The sequence below is a fragment of the Allotamlana fucoidanivorans genome (assembly GCF_045788535.1).
Classification (GTDB): domain Bacteria; phylum Bacteroidota; class Bacteroidia; order Flavobacteriales; family Flavobacteriaceae; genus Allotamlana; species Allotamlana fucoidanivorans.
Window position 1 is genome coordinate 3,875,942 of record NZ_CP074074.1, and the last position, 25,576, is coordinate 3,901,517.

At 33.9% G+C, this 25,576-nt stretch carries 23 protein-coding genes; 9 read left to right on the forward strand and 14 right to left on the reverse strand.

What is annotated here, in order from left to right:
* Positions 1-15: 15 nt before the first annotated feature.
* From KFZ70_RS16485 to KFZ70_RS16515, 7 genes are all read right to left on the reverse strand, one after another.
* A complete protein-coding gene (locus KFZ70_RS16485) occupies positions 16-1,179 on the reverse strand; it encodes a sigma-54 dependent transcriptional regulator (protein ID WP_139698171.1) in 1,164 nt (387 codons plus the stop codon).
* 6 nt (positions 1,180-1,185) lie between these two features.
* Complete coding sequence (locus tag KFZ70_RS16490; RefSeq protein ID WP_139698170.1) at positions 1,186-2,070, reverse strand: DUF6268 family outer membrane beta-barrel protein; 885 nt, start codon at positions 2,068-2,070, stop codon at positions 1,186-1,188.
* Positions 2,071-2,091: 21 nt separating this feature from the next.
* Positions 2,092-3,024 carry a mechanosensitive ion channel family protein gene (locus tag KFZ70_RS16495; RefSeq protein WP_139698169.1) on the reverse strand — a complete coding sequence of 311 codons (933 nt, stop codon included), beginning with the start codon at positions 3,022-3,024 and terminating at the stop codon, positions 2,092-2,094.
* A gap of 11 nt (positions 3,025-3,035) precedes the next feature.
* On the reverse strand, positions 3,036-4,343 hold the full coding sequence (locus tag KFZ70_RS16500) for an ABC transporter permease (RefSeq protein ID WP_139698168.1): 1,308 nt from the start codon (positions 4,341-4,343) through the stop codon (positions 3,036-3,038).
* The gene (locus KFZ70_RS16505) at positions 4,344-5,270 is read right to left on the reverse strand and encodes an ABC transporter ATP-binding protein (RefSeq protein WP_139698167.1); all 927 of its coding nucleotides are present in this window, start codon (positions 5,268-5,270) and stop codon (positions 4,344-4,346) included.
* Between the two features lie 303 nt (positions 5,271-5,573).
* Complete coding sequence (gene dnaJ, locus KFZ70_RS16510) at positions 5,574-6,689, reverse strand: molecular chaperone DnaJ (protein WP_139698166.1); 1,116 nt, start codon at positions 6,687-6,689, stop codon at positions 5,574-5,576.
* A gap of 8 nt (positions 6,690-6,697) precedes the next feature.
* Positions 6,698-7,249 (reverse strand): nucleotide exchange factor GrpE, encoded by a 552-nt coding sequence (locus tag KFZ70_RS16515; RefSeq protein ID WP_139698165.1) that lies wholly within the window; start codon positions 7,247-7,249, stop codon positions 6,698-6,700.
* A 151-nt stretch (positions 7,250-7,400) separates the two neighbouring features.
* On the opposite strand from KFZ70_RS16515, the gene KFZ70_RS16520 reads away from it, so the two are divergent.
* Both KFZ70_RS16520 and KFZ70_RS16525 read left to right on the forward strand, forming a co-directional pair.
* Positions 7,401-8,060: a YceI family protein gene (locus KFZ70_RS16520; RefSeq protein WP_139698164.1), complete on the forward strand. Its 660-nt coding sequence runs from the start codon at positions 7,401-7,403 to the stop codon at positions 8,058-8,060.
* A 130-nt stretch (positions 8,061-8,190) separates the two neighbouring features.
* Positions 8,191-8,748, forward strand: a complete 558-nt coding sequence (locus KFZ70_RS16525) for a hypothetical protein (RefSeq protein WP_139698163.1) — start codon at positions 8,191-8,193, stop codon at positions 8,746-8,748.
* A 7-nt stretch (positions 8,749-8,755) separates the two neighbouring features.
* On the opposite strand, the gene KFZ70_RS16530 is transcribed toward KFZ70_RS16525, so the two are convergent.
* Both KFZ70_RS16530 and mnmD read right to left on the reverse strand, forming a co-directional pair.
* Positions 8,756-9,661 (reverse strand): TIGR01777 family oxidoreductase, encoded by a 906-nt coding sequence (locus tag KFZ70_RS16530; protein WP_139698162.1) that lies wholly within the window; start codon positions 9,659-9,661, stop codon positions 8,756-8,758.
* A gap of 103 nt (positions 9,662-9,764) precedes the next feature.
* Entirely contained in the window at positions 9,765-10,454 is a 690-nt protein-coding gene (gene mnmD, locus KFZ70_RS16535) for a tRNA (5-methylaminomethyl-2-thiouridine)(34)-methyltransferase MnmD (RefSeq protein ID WP_139698161.1), read from the reverse strand.
* 244 nt (positions 10,455-10,698) lie between these two features.
* Between mnmD and KFZ70_RS16540 the strand changes: the two genes are divergently transcribed.
* Positions 10,699-11,766, forward strand: a complete 1,068-nt coding sequence (locus tag KFZ70_RS16540) for a branched-chain amino acid aminotransferase (protein ID WP_139698160.1) — start codon at positions 10,699-10,701, stop codon at positions 11,764-11,766.
* 24 nt (positions 11,767-11,790) lie between these two features.
* Here KFZ70_RS16540 and KFZ70_RS16545 read toward each other — a convergent pair whose 3' ends face one another.
* On the reverse strand, positions 11,791-12,177 hold the full coding sequence (locus KFZ70_RS16545) for a nucleoside triphosphate pyrophosphohydrolase family protein (protein ID WP_139698159.1): 387 nt from the start codon (positions 12,175-12,177) through the stop codon (positions 11,791-11,793).
* A 483-nt stretch (positions 12,178-12,660) separates the two neighbouring features.
* The gene (locus KFZ70_RS16550; protein ID WP_139698157.1) at positions 12,661-14,700 is read right to left on the reverse strand and encodes a dipeptidyl-peptidase 3 family protein; all 2,040 of its coding nucleotides are present in this window, start codon (positions 14,698-14,700) and stop codon (positions 12,661-12,663) included.
* 184 nt (positions 14,701-14,884) lie between these two features.
* On the opposite strand from KFZ70_RS16550, the gene KFZ70_RS16555 reads away from it, so the two are divergent.
* The gene (locus tag KFZ70_RS16555) at positions 14,885-15,907 is read left to right on the forward strand and encodes an SRPBCC family protein (RefSeq protein WP_139698156.1); all 1,023 of its coding nucleotides are present in this window, start codon (positions 14,885-14,887) and stop codon (positions 15,905-15,907) included.
* 4 nt (positions 15,908-15,911) lie between these two features.
* Here KFZ70_RS16555 and KFZ70_RS16560 read toward each other — a convergent pair whose 3' ends face one another.
* Complete coding sequence (locus KFZ70_RS16560; protein WP_139698155.1) at positions 15,912-16,520, reverse strand: DUF1684 domain-containing protein; 609 nt, start codon at positions 16,518-16,520, stop codon at positions 15,912-15,914.
* Between the two features lie 366 nt (positions 16,521-16,886).
* On the opposite strand from KFZ70_RS16560, the gene KFZ70_RS16565 reads away from it, so the two are divergent.
* From KFZ70_RS16565 to KFZ70_RS16575, 3 genes are read left to right on the forward strand one after another with little or no spacing between them, the layout of a single operon-like run.
* A complete protein-coding gene (locus KFZ70_RS16565; RefSeq protein ID WP_139698154.1) occupies positions 16,887-18,116 on the forward strand; it encodes an MFS transporter in 1,230 nt (409 codons plus the stop codon).
* Positions 18,113-19,090, forward strand: coding sequence for a YpdA family putative bacillithiol disulfide reductase (locus tag KFZ70_RS16570; RefSeq protein WP_139698153.1), 978 nt, complete (start codon positions 18,113-18,115; stop codon positions 19,088-19,090). Before KFZ70_RS16565 ends, KFZ70_RS16570 begins: the two co-directional genes overlap by 4 nt.
* Before the next feature lie 2 nt (positions 19,091-19,092).
* Entirely contained in the window at positions 19,093-19,470 is a 378-nt protein-coding gene (locus KFZ70_RS16575) for a VOC family protein (RefSeq protein ID WP_139698152.1), read from the forward strand.
* A gap of 3 nt (positions 19,471-19,473) precedes the next feature.
* Here KFZ70_RS16575 and KFZ70_RS16580 read toward each other — a convergent pair whose 3' ends face one another.
* Positions 19,474-19,920 carry an Lrp/AsnC family transcriptional regulator gene (locus tag KFZ70_RS16580; RefSeq protein ID WP_139698151.1) on the reverse strand — a complete coding sequence of 149 codons (447 nt, stop codon included), beginning with the start codon at positions 19,918-19,920 and terminating at the stop codon, positions 19,474-19,476.
* Between the two features lie 123 nt (positions 19,921-20,043).
* Here KFZ70_RS16580 and KFZ70_RS16585 point away from each other — a divergent pair, with 123 nt between their 5' ends.
* Positions 20,044-20,439 (forward strand): hypothetical protein, encoded by a 396-nt coding sequence (locus tag KFZ70_RS16585; protein WP_139698150.1) that lies wholly within the window; start codon positions 20,044-20,046, stop codon positions 20,437-20,439.
* Between the two features lie 649 nt (positions 20,440-21,088).
* On the opposite strand, the gene KFZ70_RS16590 is transcribed toward KFZ70_RS16585, so the two are convergent.
* Positions 21,089-24,517 carry a methylmalonyl-CoA mutase family protein gene (locus KFZ70_RS16590; RefSeq protein ID WP_139698149.1) on the reverse strand — a complete coding sequence of 1,143 codons (3,429 nt, stop codon included), beginning with the start codon at positions 24,515-24,517 and terminating at the stop codon, positions 21,089-21,091.
* A gap of 145 nt (positions 24,518-24,662) precedes the next feature.
* On the opposite strand from KFZ70_RS16590, the gene purU reads away from it, so the two are divergent.
* Positions 24,663-25,517: a formyltetrahydrofolate deformylase gene (purU, locus tag KFZ70_RS16595; RefSeq protein WP_139698148.1), complete on the forward strand. Its 855-nt coding sequence runs from the start codon at positions 24,663-24,665 to the stop codon at positions 25,515-25,517.
* Positions 25,518-25,576 lie beyond the last annotated feature (59 nt).

Genomic DNA, 25,576 nt, shown 5'->3' on the forward strand with positions numbered 1-25,576 from the left:
TTCGAGACTTTTTTCTTATTTACTAGCAAACAGCTTCACATCTTCTTCGCTAACCTCTCTTCCGCCCAGAATAATTAAGCGCTCAACAACGTTTCTAAGCTCTCTAATATTACCTGTCCAATCATATTCCTGGAGCAACTTAAGCGCTTGATTAGAAAAGTCTTTTTGAGTTGTTCCTTGTTCATCAGCAATTTTCATAGAAAAATGTTTAACCAACATAGGAATATCATCACGTCTATCATTCAACGCAGGTACTTTTATTAAAATAACTGCCAGTCTGTGATACAAATCTTCTCTGAATTTCCCATCAGCAATTTCCTTTTTTAAATTTTTGTTGGTAGCAGCAATAACACGCACATCAACCTTAATATCTTTATCACTACCAACCCTTTGAATTTTATTCTCTTGCAAGGCTCTTAACACTTTGGCTTGCGCAGACAAGCTCATATCGCCTATTTCATCAAGAAAAATAGTACCACCGTTGGCCGCTTCAAACTTCCCTGCCCTGTCTTTATTTGCACTGGTAAACGCCCCTTTAACATGACCAAACAACTCACTTTCAATAAGTTCTGAAGGTATAGCCGCGCAATTCACTTCTATTAAATTACCTTTGGCTCTGGCACTTTTTTCATGCAACCAATGAGCCACCAATTCTTTTCCAGTACCATTGGGGCCAGTAATTAAAACCCTTGCATCAGTAGGAGCTACTTTATCTATAATTTCTTTGATTTGAACAATAGGTTTGCTCTCACCTATCATTTCGTATTTCTTGCTTACTTTTCTTTTCAAAATTTTGTTTTCAACAACAAGCTCTTTTCTATCTAAAGCATTCCTTACGGTATTTAACAACCTATTTAAATCTGGTGGTTTCGAAATATAGTCATAAGCCCCTAATCGCATGGTGTTTACGGCAGTATCTAAATCACCATGTCCAGAAATCATAACAATGGGCGTTTCAGGTTTTATTTTTTTAACCGCCTCAAGCACTTCTACGCCATCCATTTTTGGCATTTTAATATCACATAGGACAAGGTCATAGTCGTCATTTTTTATTTTTTCAACTCCTACTAAGCCGTCCACTGCTTCTTCAACCAAATAGGTATCATTTTCCTCTGAAAGAATCTTAACCAGCACGCGTCTAATAGCCGATTCATCCTCAATTACTAATATTTTTGACATACTTATTTAAATTTTAAATTTTATTCCAGTTCTTAAATAAAACGCATTGATATCGTTCAACTTAAAAACTTCTTTTCTGTTTTTATTTCTTAAAACATTATTGAGCCTAAAGGTATATCCAGAATACAAATAGGCTACCAAATGTTTTGTAAAGCAATATTCGTACCCAACTCCACCAACCACAACAGATAATGAAATATGATCTACATGCTGACCATTCACCATAGAGGGTTCTTGCAAATGTGCTAAATATCCATCTAAGCCTACAAAGGCCTGTAAATTATTATGTTCATTAATACTATACTTCACATTCGATTTTGGTATTCCTGCATTAAAACTCCACTTGTTATTAATTTCTCGATAATAACTTACAAAAGGCAACGGAAATGGCAGTCCAGTTGTAGCGTTATAAGTTAATCCAAGAATCAATCTGTAAGGGTGCCTTATGTTTTGATCCTTCAGCCTATCAGAAATAAAAAACAGACCTCCATTCATAAAATAATCATCTGAGTTCAACCTTTTTGTTAATGTAGAGGCTATTCTTGGATTAAAATTCATTCCTATTCTCCAACCTGAGCTTAATTTAAAAGTATACCCTAAATTGAAATCTATTATATGAATTCTGTGTAATCCAGACGTATCAAAAGGATAAGACTCATCTAAATGCAGTAGTATTCTATTATACTCACCGCCAACAACAAGGTAACCATCTTCGCTTATCCTTATGGGGTAATTGAGCGAGGCTTTAAGCCTAGTGTATCTATCTTCAGACCTACTTTTAGGTATGTAGGAATACTCCAAACGAGCTAAATCTGTTAATTGAGCATGAGAAAACTGAATAACAAAACACAAACTTATCCCAATAAATAATTTGATTTTGTTATTAATCATAAACTTTTCTTTGCGGCTTCTTTACTCTAATTTCTTAATAATATGAATATCGCGTTGCGGAAATGGAATACTAATATTATTTTCTCTGAATAATCTATCTATTTCAAAACGTAAATCACTTTTAGGAAATTGTGACTTGAAGCTATCATTTATGGTAAAAATAAGCTTAAAATCTAAAGAACTACTCCCAAAGTCCATAAAAATAACTGAGGGTTCAGGAGTACTTAATATATCTGGATGAGTACTCGCGGCTTGAATAAGTAGTTTTTTTACCAACTGAACATCACTACCATAGGCCACACCAACGCTTACAGACTCTCTGGTGAGTGTTCCATTTTGTGTCCAGTTAAATAACATGTTTTCGAGGTAGAGATGATTAGGAATGACCAACACTTTATTATCAATGGTTACTGCTCTGGTAGTGCGCAACTTTATCTCTTCAACACGACCAACTTTACCATCAATTTCGATAATATCTCCTACGTGAACAGACTGGTCAACAAGAATAAAAATACCCGATATAATATCTTGAAACAAGGTTTGTAAGGCTAAACCAATACCGATTAATAAGGCTGCTGAGGCTGCAAAAATGGCCGTGACATTAATACCTATAGAGTCAAAAACAACAAGTATAACTATTAAATAAATAAGCCACCTAGCAAATGAAAAAACAGTATTAAATTTAACCTTATCTTCATCTGGCATTTTTCGGGTTACCAATCGTTTTACCCATCTTAAAACATAGGTGGTTCCCATTAAAACAATGGCTACCAGTATCACATACTTTACCTTAAGTACAATGACATGGGCTTCATCTCCTACACCATAATTAAAATTAATAATCTTATACTCAAGAAACTCCACAAATTTTTCCCATAAAGAACTCTCTGTAATGACTTCGCTTACCTTTTCTACTCCTTCTTCTATTTTATCGGATGCCTTTTTCTCTTGCATTTCACTAAAATTTAATATTTAATCCACTTTGCCAGCTCTTTATAGCTTGGCTTTTTACCATACATTAAAATGCCCACTCTATAAATTTTTGCAGCAAACCATACGGTACACATAAATGAGCCTATTAAAAGTACTAAAGATAAAATTTGTTGCCAAATAGGAACTCCAAAAGGAATACGCATAAGCATAACTACTGGAGAGGTTAACGGTATAAACGAAAAAACTGTTGAAACCATACCGTGTGGATCTTCAATAACCGTAAATATTCCTATATAAACCGCCAAAATGAGCGGCATAATTATAGGCATCATAAATTGCTGGGTATCTGTTTCGTTATCAACAGCGGCGCCAATTGCTGCATATAATGAACTATATAATAAATAACCACCTATAAAAAACAAAATAAAAGCGATTATCAAGTTGGTTAATGGTAAATGGTAAAACGCATTAAAAATATTTTGAGCTTGCATATTCATTTCAGGATTTTCCATGGCTTGTTTCATCATTTCTTGTTGAGGCGTTTGTAATTGTACCATGTCAATCCCTAATACAAATGAAGTAATAGTCATTAAAATACTACCAACAATTAGCCAAACAACAAACTGAGTAATACCTGCTAACGATGTTCCTATTATTTTACCCAACATTAATTGTACAGGCTTTACCGACGAAATGATAACTTCAATAATTCTACTCGTTTTTTCTTCAATAACACTTCTCATAATCATATTACCATAAATGATGATAAACATAAAAAGCAAATACCCTGCGGCTCCACCAAAAATGAGTTTTATAATGCTATCCATTTTCGAGGTTTTTTCACCTTCAAAACTCTCCTGAGCTATGTCAATATTAACGCGTGATGCGTTAATTTTTTCAACATCTACTCCATTTTCTTCTAAATTAATATTTGTTAGTTTCTTCTCTATGTTGCTTTCTAAGGCTGAAATTAAATTTAAAGAAGGGGATTCTTCTGAATAAAAAGTCACTCGCGGTGTCTTTTCATTTACAATATAAACAACATGTAATAACCCTGTGGCTTCAGTTTCTTTTACTACCTTTTTGGCGTCTTCAAGAGACATGCCATGGAGAATATTGTAAGTGGTTTTATCTGAATTTTTAAAAACATCATGAATCATGCCTGTTTCATCTAAGATGGTTATAACTCTTATTTTATCACTATTTAATTGCGATAAATAGGCCACAAACGCTATTAAAGCGATAAATATAAGCGGACTTAAAAAAGTCATTATTATAAACGATTTATTTCTAACTTTAGTTAGATATTCTCGTTTTATAATGAGTGGTAAATGGTTCATTTAATTATTCTTAATGGTTTGAATAAAAATATCATTAACACTAGGTATCAACTCAACAAAATGTGACACCTCGCCTTTTGAGGTTAAAAACGTAAGCAGATCATTGGGTTTTTCACCGCTATGTAATTTAATATTGAATTTGAGCTCATTTTCTAAGGATTTAAAATCTGCCTTGGTTACACTAAACTTATCAGAAAGTTCCTTTGCTAACACAGTTTCATGGGTAGCTCTAATGCCTACTTCGTAAGTATTAGTTTTAAACTGACGTTTTACGTCAATAAGCTTGCCATCAAGTATTTTATTTGATTTATGAATTAAAGCAATTTCATCACAAAGTTCTTCTACCGATTCCATTCTGTGCGTTGAAAAAATAACGGTAGCGCCATTATCTCTTAAACGTAAAATTTCATCCTTAATTAAATTAGCATTTATTGGATCAAATCCTGAAAAAGGTTCATCAAAAATCAGCAATTTAGGTTGGTGCAAAACGGTTACTACAAACTGTATTTTTTGCGCCATTCCTTTTGATAGTTCTTGAATTTTCTTATTCCACCAATCACCTATTTCCAATCTGTCAAACCAATAATGCAAACGCTTTTTTGCTTCTACTTTACTCAACCCTTTTAATTGTGCTAAGTAAAGTGCTTGTTCGCCAACTTTCATTGATTTGTAGAGTCCGCGTTCCTCAGGTAAGTATCCAATATCTTGAATATGCTTTGCACATAACGGTTCTCCATCTAAACTTACATGACCACCATCTGGCATGGTAATTTGATTGACCACACGAATTAATGTGGTTTTACCAGCGCCATTGGGGCCTAACAGACCAAAAATACTTCCTTTAGGAACAGAAATTGAAACGTTATTTAGAGCTTTAAAATTTCCGAAATTCTTTGAAACTTTATCAACCTCCAATAAATTAGTCATAGATAATTTTTGTGTAAATATATTAAATGTTCAACCAGATTATTGACGCATTTTGATAAAATTCAGTCCCTGAACAACCAACCTTTAAGGGGCTATAAAACACCTAAAAAACAAAACCCACCCTCAATAAAATTAAGGATGGGAAAAAAATTGCTATGAAAAAGAAAAATTATCACTAATTAATTAGTGATGTCCAAATATAGTTTTTTTTTCAATACTAATAGCAAAACTATTAGATATCTTACTGTTTTTAAGCAAAAAAATCCGCTTTAAAAGCGGATTTAAAATAATTTAGTCCTTTCCTTACGAAAACATATCTTTAACTTTTTCAAAGAATGATTTATCTGAGCTTTCTGGTTTAGGTATAAAATGTTCATCATTTTGCATAGCCTCAAAAAACTCTTTCTGCTGTTTATTAAGTGTTTTAGGTGTCCATACATTCACATGAACCAAGAGATCTCCTTTACCGTAACCATTAATACTAGGAATACCTTTTCCACGTAAACGTAATATTTTACCAGATTGTACACCAGCTTCAACTTTAATACGCACTTTACCTGACACGGTATCAATTTCTTTTGAGGTTCCTAACACCGCCTCCGGAAAACTAACATATAAATCATAATGAAGATTATCACCTTCTCTTTGAAGTTTATCATGATCCGCTTCTTCTATAACCACAATTAAATCACCTGATATACCATTTCCAGGCGCTTCATTACCCTTTCCTGATACTTTCAATTGCATACCATCAACAACACCTGCTGGTATTTTTATAGATACAGTTTCTTCCGCTACCTTAAGTCCTTGTGCATCGGCATCACTTGGTTTTTTATCTATCATTTGCCCGGAACCACCACATACATTACAAGGAGCAGAGGTTTGCATTCTTCCTAAAATGGTGTTTGCTATACGAGTGACTTGCCCACTTCCATTACAGGTAGAGCACGTTTTATAAGTGGTGCCTGGTGCCTGAACTTTTCTCTTAACTTTAACCTTTTTTTCAACGCCGTTTGCTACTTCTTCAAGGGTTAATCTTACTCGAATTCTTAAGTTACTGCCCTTTGCCCGGCGTTGACCACCGCCACCAAACCCTGAAAAGCCTCCACCAAAACCGCCGCCAAAAATATCTCCAAACTGGCTAAATATGTCTTCCATATTCATACCGCCACCGCCAAAACCGCCACCGCCATTTTCAAAGGCTTGGTGACCAAATTGGTCATAACGTGCTTTTTTATTCTCGTCGCTTAAAACCTCATAGGCTTCAGCGGCCTCTTTAAATTTAGCCTCAGCCTCTTTATTATTTGGGTTTTTATCTGGATGAAATTCTATCGCTTTTTTTCGGTAAGCTTTCTTAATTTCAGCAGCACTTGCTCCTTTACTAACTCCTAATACCTCGTAATAATCTCTTTTCGCCATGTCTTTTCTTATTGTCCTATAACCACTTTTGGAAAACGAATAATTTTATCTCCTAACTTGTAGCCTTTTTCTACTGTATCAATAATTTTTCCTTTTAAATCATCACTCGGTGCTGGAATTTGAGTTATTGCTTCGTGTATATCGGCATCAAAAACATCGCCATTAGCAACTTCTATTGCTTTTAGGCCGTCTTTTTCTAAAGTGCTTACTAACTTTTGATAAATTAATAACACCCCTTTTCTTAATTCTTCGGCTTCTTTATCGTCTTCAATATGACTTAAAGCTCTCTCAAAATCATCAAGTATAGGCAATAAATTTTTCATTACTCCTTCACTCGCGGTTGCAAACAACTCTATGCGCTCTTTAGCTGTACGTCTTTTATAGTTTTCAAACTCGGCAAATAAGCGTAAAAACTTATCTTTTTCTTGTTTAAGATCTGCTTCTAATTTTTCTTCGGCTGTTTGTTCTTCAACTACAGGCTCTTCTACTTCAACAGCTTCATTTTGTGCACCGTCTACTTGCTCTTTTTCTATATCGTTCTTTTTATCTTCTTTACTCATGGTAAACTCATTTTTTTGCAATACTGAAATTAGTTGGCAAAAGTACTGCCATTATTATAAAAATGTCATAATGTCACGAAAATAATTTTAATTTTTTTTTAAGATATGATTGTATATTTTTATCCTAATAAACACTAAAAACAATTTAAATATGAAAAAAGCTTTTAATATAATAGTATGTGCACTACTTCTGGTTAGCACACTAACCGCTTGTAAAAACACATCAAAAGAACAAAACACCTCTGAAGACACCACGATTTCGCCCTCTAAAACGACATTAAATTCAGGTAACTACACGGCTAATACAGCTAGTTCAAAAATAAATTGGAAAGCATCAAAACCCACAGGAACTCATTTTGGTACCGTGTCATTAAAAAATGGTTCATTAACCGTTACAGATGGTATTATTTCAGCAGGTTCTTTTGAAATTGATATGACATCAATTGATATTCAAGACATGCCTAAAGAAGATAAAAATCATGCAAAATTGCTTAATCATTTAAAAAGTGATGATTTCTTTAGTGTAGACACTTATTCAACAGCGACTTTTAATGTATTAAATACCGTAGAAAAAGATGGCGCTACTGTCATCTCTGGGAACCTAACTATTAAGAACATTGCAAATACCATTGAATTTCCTGTGACTATCACTCAAGATAATAGTACCTTAACATTATCTAGTGCAACTTTTACAATTGACCGCACAAAATGGGACATCAAATATAAGTCTAAATCAATATTTGGCGATTTAGGGGATAAATTCATCAATGATGAAATTGAATTGAACATCATCATTGCTTTAGAAAAATAATATAACACACATGCATATCAGGAAAACCACTCTACGATTAGGGTGGTTTTGCATTTGTTTAAGATTGTATTTCTTTTTTTTCTACTACTTTAGTTTTTAGAGATACTTTTTAAATTCTAACATTTCAATTATGATAAATCAAGATCTTCTAATTACATTCATAGCCATACTTGCTGGATTAGGTCTTACAGATTTAATTCATAGTTTTCATAGACTTTTAAGAAAACGCCATACAATTTCATGGCATTGGTTACCACTAGCACATACATTTATGAGTTTTCAGGCCATGATTATTATTTGGTATAATATTCAAGCGGAGCTCAATTCGCCTCTCATTGCCACAAGCCTAGGCTTTTTTATATGGCTGGTCCCCATTATTTTAATCCTCTTAGTTATGCTTACCGTTTTGCCAGACCGAGAGCCTGATGATGGCTTTAATCTGTTAGAATGGTATTTTGGACAACGAAAATATTATTTCACACTCCTCACACTATTCGTTTTTTCGTACACCCTTAACCGATTTATTATGTACGAACATAAATACGCTTGGATGTTACCCCTTATACTCTCTGTATTTTATATTATACTAATATTCACAAAAAAATACTGGGTTCATGTGGTTTTCACTATTTTTTTGTTAGCCTTTTTTGTATTGAATTATTTTTTGCAAGGTATAGGTTATGTTTAAACAATCTTTATGCGAGTAAATCTTTAAGAGCTGATTCTAAATAATTGAATTTGAAATTAAAACCTTTATTTTGAAGTTTTTTAGAACTCACTCTTTGACTTTCAAACAATATGATGTGCATCTCTCCTAGAATCATTTTCATTAAAATTTCAGGAATATTGGGCAAGATTAAAGGTTTTCTTAACACCTGTGCTGTTGTTTTTATAAGGTCTTTATTGGTTACAGGATTTGGTGCTACGCCATTAAAAACCCCCTGTAATCTGTATTTTAACACAAAAATAAATAAGTTTGACAAATCTTGTATATGAATCCAAGATTGCCATTGTTTTCCGCTACCAAAAGCCGCTCCAAAACCATACTTTATAGGTTTGACTATTTCTTGCAAAGCACCTCCATTTTCAGCTAAAACCAATCCTATTCTAATCTTAGCAACTTCAATTCCTAATTTTGAAAATCCATCTACAGATTGCTCCCAAACAGTCACAACCTTACCTAAAAATGAATCATTTATAGCTTTATTCCCTTCATCATAATAATTAATAAGGGAATGAGGGTACACCCCAATGGCACTAGCTGAAATAACCTGTTTTATGCCATGAGATTCTCCTTTTAAGGCATTGATCAATAAGGCCGTTGATGTGGTTCTGCTTTCAATAATTTCTTTTTTATATTTTGAAGTCCATCGTTTTGAAATTGAAGCCCCAGTAAGATGTATAATAGTACTTACGTCTTCAAAACATGTTGTGTCAATCTCTTGCGTTTTTAGATTCCAATAAAATCCTCTATAATCATTTTTATATTCAATTTTGGACTTACTGGTGGTAAGATAATTAACCTGAATATTGTTTTTATGACAAAGCCCAACTATCCTTGACCCTATTAAACCTGTGGCTCCTGTTATTAAAACGCGCATATTTTTCTTTTAAAAATACAAAATGCCAACCCTTACAGCTACAGTTTTATATAAGGTTTAACAGAATAACGCTTTTTTTCAAGAAAGTATAGTAAGTCATTTATTACTTCTTGGCACGAAGCATTTCTCTTTTACCTGGAGGACCGGGTAGTTTTTCAACAGCAAACCCCACGTTAATCATAGCTCTTCTTACGCTTCCTTTAGCCGAATACGTGACTAAAACACCGCCTGGTTTCAACGCTTCATACATAATTTTAAACATAGACTCCGTCCATAATTCGGGTTGTACGCGCGCTCCAAAGGCGTCAAAATAAATAAGATTAAAAGCTGATTTATTTTGAATCTCCTTAAAAAACTTTTTTTCTTTCTTAAGAGTAAAATAAGGTGACATTTGGTGGTGGTGTTCCCATGGTATTTCATGTATCTCCTTAAAAACATTTGACACTTCCAATTCACTTGATAAGTGATTACTGTAATTCAGTAAACTAACTTCGTCAATAGAAACAGGAAAAGCTTCTACTCCAGTATAATCAATATATACCTGATGCTTATGGCTTTCTAAAAAAGTAATTAAAGCATTTAAGCCCGTACCAAATCCAATTTCAAGAATAGCAACTGTTTGGTCATTTTTATGTCCTATTAATTGTGGTTGCTTGTAATAATGAAACCCATGCTTTATAAACACATGATAGGCTTCTTGTATAGCACCATGCTTAGAATGATATTGTTCATTCCAATCTGGTAAATGGATAGTTGAAGATCCATCAGATGTTATAATAATTTCACGTTTCAAAATATAAAAGCTCTTTTTTATAATAGAAACAAAGCTCTATTTGTAACAACATACAAAATCTTTCTTGGGTAGAATACTATTAGTGATTTCTTTTCTTGATTAACAAGAATAAACTAAAAGACTCATTAAGACAAGTATTAAACACTATCTTATTTTAAAAAAACATAAATAAAAATCATAATCAGTAAATATAGTTTTTTTAAAGTCGATTTTACTTAAATTTGTATGATAAAATCACAGGACTATGAGTGCTATAATCAATGATATTGAGATTATAAAAGCAAAAGCTACAAAGATTAATGATGTAGATTTTGATAATTTAAAATTTGGCCATGTGTTTTCAGACCACATGCTTGAGTGTAACTATAAAAACGGTAATTGGGAAAAACCAAAAGTGGTTCCTTACCAACCCATAACTTTAGATCCGTCTGCAAAAATTTTTCATTACGGTCAATCCGTCTTTGAAGGTATGAAAGCCTATAAAGATACCGAAGGGAAAGTATGGCTCTTTAGACCTTTAGATAATTATAAACGCTTAAACATTTCGGCAAAACGATTAGCCATTCCTGAATTACCTGAAGATTATTTTATGGAAGGACTAAAAGCCTTGCTAGAAGTTGACGAAGATTGGATTCCTCAAAACGAAGGGAGTTCACTATACATAAGACCATTTATTTTTGCTTCAGGAAATGGTTTCCATGCCTCACCTGCAGATGCGTATAAATTTATTATTTGTACAGCGCCTTCAGGTGCTTATTTTGCTGGTGAAGTAAAAGTTTTAATTGAGGAAAAATATTCTCGCTCTGCAAATGGTGGCGTTGGTTATGCTAAAGCTGGAGGGAATTATGCAGGACAATTTTACCCAACACAACTGGCCGTAGAAAAAGGATACCAACAAGTTATTTGGACCGATGATAACACGCACGAGTATATTGAAGAAGCTGGTGCTATGAATATATTTGTTCGTATTAATGACACGCTAATAACAGGTCCTACAAGTGATAGAATCTTGGACGGTATAACCCGTAAAAGTATTATTGAGCTGGCAAAATCTGAATATATTCCCGTTGAAGTAAGAAAAATTACAGTAACCGAAGTAGTTGAAGCTGCTAAGAATGGCTCCTTAAAAGAAATGTTTGGCGCTGGTACAGCTGCTGTCATTTCTCCTATATCTGGATTTGGATATAAGGAGGTTGATTATGATTTACCAAAATTAGATAACACCTATGCGAGTTTCTTAAAAAAATGCATTACCGATATTCAAACCAATAAAACGGATGATCCTTTTGGGTGGAGATATAGTGTAAAATAAAAAGAGAGCCGAAAGGCTCTTTTTTTATTTGTCTAATATAGATTCAATATTGGGTTTAAAGTAATTTGGTCCTTTTAACACCTTACCATCTTCACGATAAATGGGCTTTCCGTCTGCCCCAAGTTTACTCATATTACTACGCTGAATTTCATCAAAAACTTCTTCTATTTTATACTGCAACCCATGCTCAATAATGGTACCGCATAAAATATACAACATATCGCCTAGGGCATCGGCCACTTCAACCAAATCGTTATTATTTGCTGCGTCTAAATACTCTTCATTCTCCTCACGCATCAATTTATAACGCAACATATTTTTTTCTAACCCTAAATTGGCTTTAGGAGATTCTCTATGCCCTATTTTAAAAGCCGTATGAAACGCTTTTACTGCCTCTATTTTATTTTTCATAAATGGTATTTATAACAAATCCGAAGACCCGATTTTAATGATTATTAGTTAAATTTGCCTAAAAATAAGTATATGTTCAGTAAAGGTCAAATCATTTTTGGAGTTTTATTTTTTGTGGTATTTTCTGTAATTATTGCGTACACATACCGTAAAGATTTAAAACTTCATAAAAAATTCTACAAAGGAAGCATATGGATGCTTTTGGCCTTTATTGGTTTTATTCTTTTAATTTCTGCAATAAAGTTTTTCTTTAAGTAGCTCTTTATTTTTTATTTTAAAAAATAACGTCTTATCTAACGCAACCTTTTTCTGTTAGTTGCATCTTTAAAATAGCTATGTTTAATCAAAACAAACTAACATGAAGATTCTACTTATCTTAAGTGCCCTGACTGTTGTAAATTTAATTCTTTTAGTTTTTAGTGTAAACAAAAAAACAGAACCTTGATTTAAGATTCTGCTTTCTTTTCACTATAACAAACTCAACTAATTTACCTCTGGTAAAAAACTGTAGTCTTCACTATACGTTAACATTTGTCCTGAAAATGTTTCTGGTTGATTTACTTTCACATCTATAATTTCACCTGCTTCATTTTTCTCTGGAATTAATACAGGATTAACAAACCCGCTATATGGTGCCGATGTAAACTGCTTGTTACGTTCTAAAACTTCTGCATGTAGTGCTTGATCTACTTTAACACCATAGCCTTCTACTAAAGCTTGAACAGCCTCAAAATCACCTTCTGATTTTATGCGTTGTGCTTCGCGAAGCAATTCCCCAAAAAGTTCACGCAGTTTATCATAATTCTTTATATCAAAATATGTTTTTCCATCTCTTGTCACTTTCTCAATAACCTTATCGGCCTTGCCTTTTTCAAACACCCAAGCAGAAACCCATTGTCTGTTTCTCATGTGAGCCTCTTCTACATCATCCCCCAAGTTTAATCGAATGAGTTGCGTCATCAGTCCATTTCTTATATACCCATCGTAAGCTGCTTTTCCAACAGATTTCCAATCGTCAACCAGGCCTAATTCTTGTAACTTAGAATTATATAAATAATACAACCCTACTAAATCAGCGCGTCCTTCTTCTAAAGTAGACTTATAATTTTTTAAAGTTTCTTTTGTCTCGGCCACACCTGGGTTTAGTTGCCCTGACGCATGACCTATAACCTCATGTAAAGCTGTATGCAATTTATCAGCCAATTGACCATACTTTTCCTCTAGCTGATATTCTTCATCATCATGAACAAACTCTTTTAATCTACCTGTGCTTCCTGCATTATTATAGGCATGAATTATATTTCCTAAAGACACCGATTTACTTCCCACGGCAGCACGAATCCAATTGGCATTTGGCAGATTTACACCTATTGGCGTACTTGGAGAAGCATCCCCTGATTCTCCCGCCACATTTACAACTTTGTATGTAACCCCTACCACATTTTTCTTTTTATGTGCTTCCATTAAAGTAGAGTTGTCTTCAAACCATTGCGCATTATCAGATAGCACTTTCATTTTTTGAGACATATCAAAATCGTTAATTTGAATGATACTTTCATAAGATCCGCGGTAACCTAGTGGATCATTATACACCTCAATAAAACTATTGATGTAGTCAATATTTCCCTCAGTTGCCTTAGTCCAAGCTATGTTATAATCATCCCAAGTTTGCAAATTGCCTGTTTTATAATAGTCAATCAACAAACCTAAAGCATTGGCTTGTGGTTCATTTTCTGCTACACTTTTAGCCAGCTCCAACCATTTAATGATTTCATCAATCGCAGAACCGTACAGTCCTCCTGACTTATACACGCGTTCTTTCAAAACCCCATTCTCTTTTACCAATTGAGAGTTTAAACCAAAGGACAGTGGTTTATTTGCATCTGGTGATATTTTGGTTTTATAAAAATGTTCTACATCTGAATTTGTTACGTTACTACCATAAAAATTAACGGCCGAAAGCGCCACATTATCAACACCTTTAGCTTGATTTACTTTTTTAACATCTTTATCGTTAAAAATAACATCAAACGGTTCTCCTGTTAATGTTGTGCTGGTTTGAGTCAACAGTTCATTCAAGTACTCAGGTGAAAATCCAGGCTTAAGCTTATCATTTGAGTAATGATGATGAATACCATTACTAAACCAAACACGTTTCAAATACGCCTCAAAAGCGTTCCATTCATTTGAATTTTTATCGCCATTATAATGCTTATAGACGTTTTCAAGAGCATTTCTAATCTTTAGATTGTGCCTATAATTTTGATCCCAAATAATATCTCTACCAGACAGTCCTGCCTGGGTTAAATAGTACACCAGTTTTTTCTCTTTTAATGATAATTTTTCAAAACCTGGAATTTGATATCTTAAAACCTTAACGTCGGCAAATTGCTCAACATTATAATCAAAAGAAACCTCTTCTTTTACAGAAACCTCATTATTGTTTGTTTTATTTTTTTCATTACCACATGATGTAATGATTGCCCCAACGAGCATCACATTTAGAATAAAGTTTAGTCGCATATTGAAAATAAAAAATTAATCACTTATAAAAATTAAACAAAAACCTTTGTTTATACTTTTAATTAAAACCATAAAACAAAGATTAACTAAAAAACAATCACCAATAAACTACAAATGTAACAATTTAAAAACCAAAATATAAAATTGATTATCTTTGATTTAACAATATTATCAAACTAGCCATATGAAAGCTTTAAAATATGTTCTTTTTCTTCTTCTTATCATTATAATTGGACTGTCTATATACATTGCTGTGCAACCCAATCAATTTGATTTTTCAAGAAGCAGAGTGATAAAAGCTCCTAAATCACTTTTGTTTGAAAAAGTTAACGACTATAAAAACTGGCCTAGTTTTTCACCATGGATTGAGCAAGAACCCAATGCAACAATAACGTATGGCGAACAAACATCGGGAGTAAATGCCAGCTATTCATGGAAAGGTGCTATTTTAGGTGAAGGAAAAATGACAACCTTAGCTGTTAATGATAATGCCTCCATTTCCCAACATATAGAATTTATTAAACCTTTTGAATCTGAATCTTATATTAATTGGACTTTTGAAGAAACAGAAGCAGGGACCACCGTAACTTGGGGTATGAAAGGCGAGCAAGATTTTATGACTAAAATGTACACGACATTTGCAGGATCTATTGAAGAGAATACCGCACCTGATTTTGATAGAGGTTTATTTAAGTTAGATAGTGTAGTAACTCGAGATATGAAAGCTTATAGTGTAGCAGTAAATGGATTGACCGAACATGGCGGCGGTTTTTATATTTACAATTCAACATCTTGCAAAATTTCAGATTTAGCCAACACAATGCAGGTCATGCTCCCTAAAATTGCCACATACGCCAATAAAAATAACATTCCAATTGCTGGGGCGCCTTTTGTGTATTACCACAAATGGGATGAAGCGAATAATGCTGTTATGTTTTCCTGCTGTATTCCTACAACTGAAAAAATTATCTCTACTGAACCTGATATTTTAACCGGACAGCTATCACCTTTTAAAGCCATAAAAACAACCTTAAAGGGAGATTATGAAAACTTAAAGGAAGCCTGGGATACAGCCATGAATTATATTTCTGAAAATAATTTAGAGGTTGTTGAAAATGGCCCTATGCTTGAAACCTATCTCACAGATCCAAATCGAATAGAGAACCCTGCAGCATGGATCACTGAAATATACATTGCTATAAAGTAAAACATTAGTTCTTTTTAAACGCTTTTACCCCAGCTTCAATTTTTGTTTTTAAGTAATTTTCTCTGGGTACTACAGGGCATGAGTACTTATCATTATACGCGCAATACGGATTATAAGATTTATTAAAATCTATGACTAACTCATTTCCTTTTGGAATGCTTACATCAAGATAGCGTCCACCACCATAGCTTTCAAAACCGCTTGTTTCATCTAAAAAAGGCAAAAACAAATAATCGTCATACCCTTTTTCTTGTTTTAAACTTTCATCTTGATACACATTAAGCTTAAAAGACTCCCCTTTTATTTGAAAATGAAGCTCTCCATATTTAACATATTCAGGTAAACGATTTGTAGTTGTTTTCATTTTAAAAGGCAACTCATCAGGTGTTCTCACAAACTTTGCGTTTACCACATAAGTAGAATCAAACTTAAAAAAATTTAATCCATCAAACTGCTTTCTGTCCTTCACTTTTAAAGGGGAGGTTGTAGCATCTTTGAATTCGGCATTCAATGTCCTTTGAAACTCGGTGTCTCCTTTTATCGGTCTTTTCTTTTCACTGCAACCTACCAATAGCACAATAACTACAAAGCAAAAAGCATATTTTATTTTCATAAAGTTAGGTGTATTAATGCCTTTGAAATTTATTAAAGGCAACGCTATCAAACAACAAAAAATATTCTGAATTAAATTTATGATTTTCAAAAAAATTCAATTCAAAAATACAACTTATAAAAATTTTACATAGCTTTGATGTCTCAAAAACAAATAAAAATGCGTCATAACGTCACAATTTATAGAAAACAATGGACCTCTTGTTTAAAGAGAAGATGTTGGTCTTATTATATATTGTGTTGATATAGTTATAAAATATTACAATATTTAAAAGTCCGACTTCGCAGTCGGACTTTTTATTTTTAGTCTAAATCGAATTCAACAAATAAATACATGTAAAAAAATAACATTGAACACTTAGAACTCATGCGAACTTTATTTCACAATTACCTAAACACATTTAAAGGCCTTTCTAGAGAGGTGTGGTGGTTAGCACTCATCACACTTATTAATAGAGCAGGCACTATGGTTATACCGTTCTTATCGCTTTACCTAACCAAACGTTTAAACTTTTCTTTAAGTGATGTAGGTTGGGTTATGAGTGCCTTTGGTTTGGGTTCTGTAGTGGGCTCTTGGTTAGGCGGCAAACTCACAGATAAAATTGGGTATTATAAAGTCATGGTATTTAGTCTTGTTATAACTGGTGTGTTATTTATATGGCTCCAAGTATTGACCACTTTTGCATCCTTCTGTATTGGAATCTTTTTAGTAATGCTTGTTGCTGATAGTTTTCGCCCGGCTATGTTTGTGGCCCTTAGCGCCTATAGTAAACCAGAGAATAAAACCCGTTCAGTAACACTCATTAGGCTTGCTATAAATTTAGGGTTTTCAGCAGGACCAGCGGTTGGAGGTTTTATTATAACGTCGATAAGTTATGGTGGGTTATTTTGGATTGACGGCATTACTTGCCTGATTGCTACATTGGTACTTGTTAAGGTTTTAAATCCTAAAAAAGCGAAAACTCTTGATACCGTAACCAATGAACATCCAGAATCTGCGTATCAAGACAAAGCATTCTTGATATTCCTGATAGCTATGATACTTTTTGGTATTGTATTTCTACAATACTTTTCTACCATGCCGCTTTACTATAAAGATGTTCGGTTGTTAAGCGAGTTTGAAATTGGCTTACTTTTAGGTATGAACGGATTTCTCATTTTTGTTTTTGAAATGCCCTTAATTAAATGGCTAGAAAACACCTCATTTACCAAAAGTGGCTTAATGCTTTTTGGAGCTATTTTAACTGGGTTAAGCTTTGTTATTTTAAACTTTACAAGTTGGAGTGGTGTATTAATCATTGGTATGTTGCTTATGACTTTTGGTGAAATGATAGCTTTTCCCTTCTCTAATGCATTTGCCATGGATAGAGCTAAAAAAGGCAATCAAGGAGAGTATATGGCTTTGTATTCTATCGCCTTCTCAATTGCCCATATTTTTGGTCACAATACAGGTATGCGTTTGGTTGAGGCCTTGGGTTTTGATAGTACCTGGATTATTGTAACGCTACTTGCCACTCTTTGTGTATTTTTACTGTTTATTTTAAGCAAATATTTAAATCATATAAAGAAATCTAAGTATAAAAAAATAATAATTTGAAAGATATAACTACAGATATCATAATTATTGGTGCAGGCCCCATTGGTATTGCTTGTGCCCTAGAATGTAAAAAAAGAAACTGGAATTATTTGGTAATTGAAAAGGGGGCTTTAACCAACTCGCTTTTCAATTACCCAAAAAATATGACTTTTTTTTCAACTTCTGAAAAGTTAGAAATTGATGCTATCCCTTTTATAAGTAACAACCCTAAACCTAATAGAGATGAAGCCTTAGAATATTACCGACGCGTTACAACCTCCAACAATCTGAATATAAATTTATATGAAACAGTTATTAATATTGATAAGGGTTCTAAACAATTTCATGTAGAAACGAATAAACATACCTATACCGCTAAAAAAGTTATCATAGCTACTGGGTTTTATGATATTCCTAAACTATTACATGTACCAGGAGAAAACCTGAATAAGGTAACCCATTACTATAAGGAAGCGCATAATTACGTACTACAGCATGTTGTGGTTGTTGGCGCAAGTAATTCTGCTGTTGATGCTGCTTTAGAAATTTACAGAAAGGGCGGATACGTTTCCATGGTAATACGTGGTGAAAGTATTGGAGAACGGGTAAAATATTGGGTTCGACCTGATATTATTAACCGCATTGAAGAAGGTAGTATAAAAGCTTATTTTAATTCAGAGATTAAAGACATAAGAGAACAAAACCTTACTATTTCAACACCCGAAGGCTCTAAGGTTATTCCAAATGATTATGTTGTGGCTTTAACTGGGTATTTGCCCAACTTTGAACTCTTAAAATCTTGTGGTATTGCCTTATCAAACGACAAAATGATTCCAGAATACGATGCCCATACCATGGAATCAAATATTAAGGGTTTATATCTAGCAGGTGTTATTTGCGGTGGAACAGAAACACACAAATGGTTTATAGAAAACTCACGAATTCATGCCAAACGTATTGCTGCGCATATTGAAAGCCAACAAATTTTTTCCTAACCATGAATTTAAATCAAGTTACCATTCCGTCACTAAATGTTGAAAAAGCAACCCGATTTTATAAAACATTAGGGCTTAAGTTAATTGTAAATGCCCTACCTAAATATGTAAGATTTGAATGCCCTGATGGTTCAGCCACATTTTCTATCCACAAAGTAGACCACATAATGCCAGAACATGGTATATCTATTTATTTTGAAGAGGAACATTTAGATACGTGGGTGCATAATCTTCAAAAAAAAGGTATAGAATTTAAAGAGTTACCCAATGACAAACCTTGGTTGTGGCGTGAAGCACGTCTTTTAGACCCAGATGGCAATCATATCATTTTATATCATGCAGGTGAAAACAGAAAAAATCCGCCATGGCGTATCCATTAAGCCTCATTTTGTTATTGGAATAACCTCCTTTTGTTTAATAACTCTAGACAGTACAATTTGAGTCTTTGATTCACCATAACTAATCAATTGGTCAATAAAGGATTCAAGGTGTTTTTGATTTTTTAATACGACTTCCATAACAATATTTTCATCACCAGTAATTCTATAGCAATTAATAACCTCATCATAGGTTTTTACCTTTTCTAAAAAAGGTTTTAACTTACCCATAAAGGCTCTCAATGTGATGATGGCTTTAAGCTGATACCCAATTTCAAAGGGTGACACAATGGCTTGATACCCTTCAATAATCCCCATATCCTCCATCTTTTTTATACGTTCAGAAACCGCTGGAGAGGTAATTCCAACTTGTCTACCTATTTCAGCATTTGAAAGCCGTGCATTTTCCTGCAAACATTTCAAAATCTTTATGTTTATAGCATCCAATACCATTTAAAAGAAATTTTAGACTAAAAAATTAATAATTAAAGCAAATATAATGTTTTGCTTTAATTATTAAAGTCAAATCTAGCTTCTAGTGAGTAATTTTGAATAAATTGAAAAAGATAAAAAAGTATGTTGACTAATACCCCATCAAACCTATCGGAATTACCGATTTATAAAAAGGCACTTGATATTTTTGCTTTATCGCAAAATATCTCAACATACCTTAATGATGATTTATCTGCTTTGAAACCAGATGGCACTGAAGATCATCATATTTATTTTTCCGGAGATATTGTTCAGCAATCGGTGTCTTTAGCACCTGAAATTTTAAATGCTGAATTAGAACGACACTCAGACAGAAAACATAAACATATTGCATCCTTAAGAAGACTTACTAATCGGCTTTATAAAAACTCCTACCGATTAGAAAGATCAAACAGTAATGGCAAAGATTTTCTTCCTATTTTAAGAAGTGAATTAAAAAAGTTTAAAAAATTACAGCGTAAATGGTTGCTTACGCTGTAATGTAACATTATATCTTTATATCTTTACATACTTTTGTTCACAATGTTGCGAACTACAATCATAAGTTAATATTAAGCTAGATTCTACAATTGTATAATATATATTAACATCTGTACAACTATCAGGTATTATTTCACCATCTGCTATATTCACACCTTCAAATACCTTATAGACACCCGTATAAATTGTTGATCCTACACTATTTGACATAGAGCATAAAGTACTATTTACCGCCAATGTATTATCTTCTAAAAACTGAATTCTTTTTCACTCGTCACCAGATCAAATGAATTACTATAATCTGTATCCCTCTTTTTCTCTCCAACCAAAATCCGAGTCCCCTGAAGTGTAGGTTCTGTAAATACAGGAGATTGATTCTCATCGTCATCGGTGCAATTAAAAAATATTACTGTTAAAACAAAATATAATAACAATAAATAATAATTTTTCATAGCCTTAGATTTCTTTAAAATACCATATATTAAACCGCAGGTAATTTAAATGAATTTCATTTTGACTTTAAACTCATTTGACTTTTTATTTAGTGAAAAACTCCTATTTAATAGTGATGAAATGCTATAAGTCTGTTAATGATGTAAAGTGCGTGGTGCTGAAATGAGTACATTGAAAAAATCTGTATAATATTTTATTACATATTTCGTCTATACTGCCCCCCTACTTCAAAAAGTGTGCTCGTTATTTGTCCAAGGGAACAAACTTTACAAACCTCCATTAGGGCTTCAAAAATATTTTCATTATTTACAGCCTTAGTTTTTAAATCATTTAGCAAACCATTTGTTTCATAATGTTGGTGCAACTGCTCTAGTGTTTTTATTTGACGTTGTTTTTCGTCTTCTGTGGCTCTAATCACCTCAACTGGTAATACCGTTGGAGAACCTTTACTACTTAAAAATGTATTTACCCCAATTATAGGAAACGCTCCACTATGCTTAAGGGTTTCATAGTACAAACTCTCTTCCTGAATTTTACTTCTTTGATACATGGTTTCCATGGCACCTAAGACACCCCCACGCTCAGTTATTCTATCAAACTCTACAAGCACAGCCTCTTCCACTAGGTCTGTCAACTCTTCTATAATAAAAGATCCTTGAATTGGATTCTCATTTTTAGCCAAACCTAACTCTTTATTAATAATAAGCTGAATAGCCATAGCACGCCTTACCGATTCTTCTGTAGGGGTTGTTATAGCTTCATCATAGGCGTTTGTGTGCAATGAGTTACAATTATCATAAATAGCGTATAAGGCCTGAAGTGTCGTTCTTATATCATTGAAGTCTATTTCTTGTGCATGTAAACTCCGTCCTGATGTTTGAATATGGTATTTTAACATCTGTGATCGTTCATTAGCACCATACTTATACTTCATAGCCTTAGACCAAATCTTTCGTGCTACTCTACCAATTACAGCATATTCTGGATCGATACCATTGGAAAAGAAAAAGGATAAATTAGGACCAAATTTATTGATATCCATCCCGCGACTCAAGTAATACTCCACATAAGTAAAGCCATTTGATAGGGTTAATGCCAATTGCGTGATTGGATTGGCACCTGCCTCTGCAATGTGGTATCCCGAAATAGAAACAGAATAAAAATTGCGGATGTTATGATCTATAAAATATTCTTGAACATCGCCCATTAACCGCAAGGCAAATTCTGTAGAAAAAATACAGGTATTTTGAGCTTGATCTTCTTTTAAAATATCGGCTTGAACGGTTCCTCTCACTTGAGCCATAGTTTTAGCCTTAATACTAGCGTAAACCTCTTGTGGCAACACTTGGTCTCCCGTCACGCCAAGTAACATTAGCCCTAAACCATCATTTCCTTCTGGTAGTTTGCCATGATAAACAGGACGTTCCTTGCCTTTATAAAGCGCTGCTATTTTCTCCTCTACTTCCGCTTCTAATTTATTTTCCTTGATATAAATCTCGCACTGCTGATCTATGGCCGCATTCATAAAGTACGCTAAAAGCATAGGAGCTGGCCCATTAATGGTCATACTAACCGAAGTTTTTACATCTGCCAAGTTAAATCCAGAATACAACTTTTTGGCGTCATCTAAACAACATATCGATACCCCTGCATTACCAATTTTACCGTATATATCTGGTCTAGAATCAGGGTCATTCCCATATAACGTTACACTATCAAATGCGGTTGACAATCGCTTGGCTGGCATACCCTGACTCACATAATGAAAGCGTTTATTAGTGCGCTCTGGGCCGCCTTCGCCCGCAAACATACGTGCTGGATCCTCCCCTGTTCTCTTAAACGGATAAAGTCCTGAAGTGAACGGAAACACACCAGGTACATTTTCTTGTAAACACCAGCCTAAAACATCACCCCAAGCTTCATACTTGGGTAAGGCTACTTTAGGAATTTGGGTATGTGATAATGATGTGGTATGCGTTTCAATATTAATCTCTTTATCTCGTACTTTGAATGTATAAATAGGATTTTTATAGGTATCTATTGTTCTACGCCAACCTAAAATCATGTTCCAATTGTCTGGATCTAAATCCATTTTCAATTTATCAAATTCGGCCAGAAGCAATCTTACAATTGGTATTTGATCTGCCTCAATTTGTGCTAAAATTTGTTCCTGATCTAAGCCAGTTTCGTTTAAGTATTCATAAGAAGCTGATAACTTTCCTACGGTAAAAATAGTTTTAAAAATACCGAATAATTTCTGGGCTATATCTGCTTGTGATTTTACTTTTGCATCATACGCCCTGTTGTTTTCTGAAATCTCAGATAAATACCGTGTTCTTGCTGGTGGGATAACATACGTTTTCTCACTAGTACTAGGTATTGGTTTTTCAAGAGTATTCAAATCTACCCCTAGTTTTTTCTTCAGTTGCCCTAAAACAGCACAATATAAGTTGTTCATGCCTGAATCATTAAACTGAGAGGCTATGGTACCAAAAACGGGTAACTCATCCTGAGGTGTATCCCATAAATGGTTATTACGCATGTATTGCTTCTTAACATCCCGTAAAGCATCTTGTGCACCACGTTTATCAAACTTGTTGATGGCCACCAAATCGGCAAAATCTAACATATCAATTTTTTCCAACTGTGTTGCCGCTCCAAACTCTGGCGTCATAACATAGAGTGACACATCAGCATGCTCAACAATTTCTGTATCTGACTGCCCTATACCAGAGGTTTCAAGAATGATCAAATCAAATTTGGCCGCCTTTAAAACAGCAATAGCATCGCTAGCATGCTTTGATAAGGCTAAATTAGATTGTCGGGTAGCCAAACTTCGCATATAAACCCTAGGTGAGTTTATAGCATTCATCCTGATTCTATCTCCTAAAAGTGCCCCTCCTGTTTTGCGCTTTGAGGGGTCTACCGAAATGATTCCCACCGATTTATCTGGAAAATCAGTCAAAAACCGTCTTACCAGCTCATCAACCAAACTAGACTTTCCTGCACCTCCTGTTCCTGTAATTCCCAATACAGGAATAGTAGCATTTTGATTTTCAGTTTTTATTTCTTCCAATAAGTGTTTTGCTATATCTTCAAAATTTTCCGCTGAAGAAATAACCCTAGCTATGGCATTTGTGTTTTTTTGCTTTATATCCGTCAACTCAAAGAGCAATTCCTGACCTAAAGGAAAATCAGATTGTGACACTAAATCATTTATCATTCCCTGCAAGCCCATTTCTCTACCATCATCAGGCGAATAAATTCTTGTTATCCCATAATCCATCAAATCTTTTATCTCTGAAGGTAGAATAACGCCACCGCCACCACCAAAAATCTTAATATGCTCTGCTCCTTTTTCTTTCAGCAAATCAAACATGTATTTAAAATACTCGTTATGTCCGCCTTGATAAGATGTTAAGCAAATAGCGTTAACATCTTCTTGAACAGCAGTATTAACAACTTCTTCAACACTTCTGTCATGTCCTAAGTGAATCACTTCAACCCCCGTTGATTGGATGATACGGCGCATAATGTTTATAGAGGCATCATGCCCATCAAATAGCGAAGCCGCAGTAACTACACGAACTTTATTCTTAGGTTTATAAGGATTTTGCTGGATCATTCGTAAAGATTCTTATTTTTTTAAGCCGCAATTTAATGAATATTCAAAAAAAACCAACATACACCCATGATTATCTAAAACCGTTATAAACATAGGGTGTTTATCAATTTTAAACTAATTTTGAGCCAGAAAACACAAGCATATTATGAATAAAATCACCATTTTAATTCACTGTAAGGATCGCCCTAATATCATTGCTTCAATCACAAATTTTATTGCAAAAAAGGGAGGAAACATTGTATACATTGATCAATACGTTGATAGAGAGCAGAACATTTTCTTTATGCGTTTAGAAAGTGAATTTTCTACGGATGATTTTTCGACCATCGATTTTAAACTTGACTTTAAAAATGATTTGGCCGAAACATTCAAGATGAAGTGGCGCATTTATTCTTCTGAAAAGAAGCCTAAAATGGCCTTATTTATCTCAAAATATGATCACTGCTTGTATGACTTGCTTGGGCGTTATAATTCTGGCGAACTTAATTTAGAAATTCCGTTTATTATAAGTAATCATTCAGACTTAAAGCCTATTGCCGACAACTTCAATATTCCGTTTTACCATATTCCAGTAACAAAAACCACAAAAGAAAAAGCCGAAAACAAACAACTGGAGCTTTTACAAAAACACAGTATCGATTTTATTGTCCTTGCGCGTTATATGCAAATTGTATCTAGTAAACTCATTAGTCAGTATCCAAACAAAATTATAAACATTCACCACTCATTTTTACCTGCCTTTGTGGGCGCAAAACCATATCATTCTGCTTATAAACGCGGTGTAAAAATTATTGGAGCCACTAGCCATTATGTTACAGAGGAGCTTGATGCTGGTCCTATTATTGAACAAGATGTTACCCGAGTGTCGCATACCCATAAAATAACCGACTTAATTGCCAAAGGAAGAGATTTAGAAAAAGTTGTGCTGGCAAACGCTGTTAAACTGCACGCCGATAGAAAGGTAATGGTTTACAATAACAAAACTGTTATATTTACCTAAACAGCTGATTAGTGACCTTAACCTTCTATTTAGGGTCATAAAACGATAGCGGATTCAAA

Bases quoted from the DNA above. Each gene is read 5' to 3' on its own strand.
- KFZ70_RS16525 (WP_139698163.1), top strand. From the start codon at position 8,191: ATGATAAATCAAGATCTTCTAATTACATTCATAGCCATACTTGCTGGA.
- KFZ70_RS16485 (WP_139698171.1), bottom strand. From the start codon at position 1,179: ATGTCAAAAATATTAGTAATTGAGGATGAATCGGCTATTAGACGCGTG.
- KFZ70_RS16515 (WP_139698165.1), bottom strand. From the start codon at position 7,249: ATGAGTAAAGAAGATAAAAAGAACGATATAGAAAAAGAGCAAGTAGAC.
- KFZ70_RS16585 (WP_139698150.1), top strand. From the start codon at position 20,044: ATGTTGACTAATACCCCATCAAACCTATCGGAATTACCGATTTATAAA.
- KFZ70_RS16495 (WP_139698169.1), bottom strand. From the start codon at position 3,024: ATGCAAGAGAAAAAGGCATCCGATAAAATAGAAGAAGGAGTAGAAAAG.
- KFZ70_RS16500 (WP_139698168.1), bottom strand. From the start codon at position 4,343: ATGAACCATTTACCACTCATTATAAAACGAGAATATCTAACTAAAGTT.
- purU (WP_139698148.1), top strand. From the start codon at position 24,663: ATGAATAAAATCACCATTTTAATTCACTGTAAGGATCGCCCTAATATC.
- KFZ70_RS16545 (WP_139698159.1), bottom strand. From the start codon at position 12,177: ATGAAAAATAAAATAGAGGCAGTAAAAGCGTTTCATACGGCTTTTAAA.
- KFZ70_RS16540 (WP_139698160.1), top strand. From the start codon at position 10,699: ATGAGTGCTATAATCAATGATATTGAGATTATAAAAGCAAAAGCTACA.
- KFZ70_RS16505 (WP_139698167.1), bottom strand. From the start codon at position 5,270: ATGACTAATTTATTGGAGGTTGATAAAGTTTCAAAGAATTTCGGAAAT.
- KFZ70_RS16575 (WP_139698152.1), top strand. From the start codon at position 19,093: ATGAATTTAAATCAAGTTACCATTCCGTCACTAAATGTTGAAAAAGCA.
- KFZ70_RS16550 (WP_139698157.1), bottom strand. From the start codon at position 14,700: ATGCGACTAAACTTTATTCTAAATGTGATGCTCGTTGGGGCAATCATT.
- KFZ70_RS16555 (WP_139698156.1), top strand. From the start codon at position 14,885: ATGAAAGCTTTAAAATATGTTCTTTTTCTTCTTCTTATCATTATAATT.
- dnaJ (WP_139698166.1), bottom strand. From the start codon at position 6,689: ATGGCGAAAAGAGATTATTACGAGGTATTAGGAGTTAGTAAAGGAGCA.
- KFZ70_RS16590 (WP_139698149.1), bottom strand. From the start codon at position 24,517: ATGATCCAGCAAAATCCTTATAAACCTAAGAATAAAGTTCGTGTAGTT.
- KFZ70_RS16560 (WP_139698155.1), bottom strand. From the start codon at position 16,520: ATGAAAATAAAATATGCTTTTTGCTTTGTAGTTATTGTGCTATTGGTA.
- KFZ70_RS16530 (WP_139698162.1), bottom strand. From the start codon at position 9,661: ATGCGCGTTTTAATAACAGGAGCCACAGGTTTAATAGGGTCAAGGATA.
- KFZ70_RS16565 (WP_139698154.1), top strand. From the start codon at position 16,887: ATGCGAACTTTATTTCACAATTACCTAAACACATTTAAAGGCCTTTCT.
- KFZ70_RS16580 (WP_139698151.1), bottom strand. From the start codon at position 19,920: ATGGTATTGGATGCTATAAACATAAAGATTTTGAAATGTTTGCAGGAA.
- KFZ70_RS16520 (WP_139698164.1), top strand. From the start codon at position 7,401: ATGAAAAAAGCTTTTAATATAATAGTATGTGCACTACTTCTGGTTAGC.
- KFZ70_RS16490 (WP_139698170.1), bottom strand. From the start codon at position 2,070: ATGATTAATAACAAAATCAAATTATTTATTGGGATAAGTTTGTGTTTT.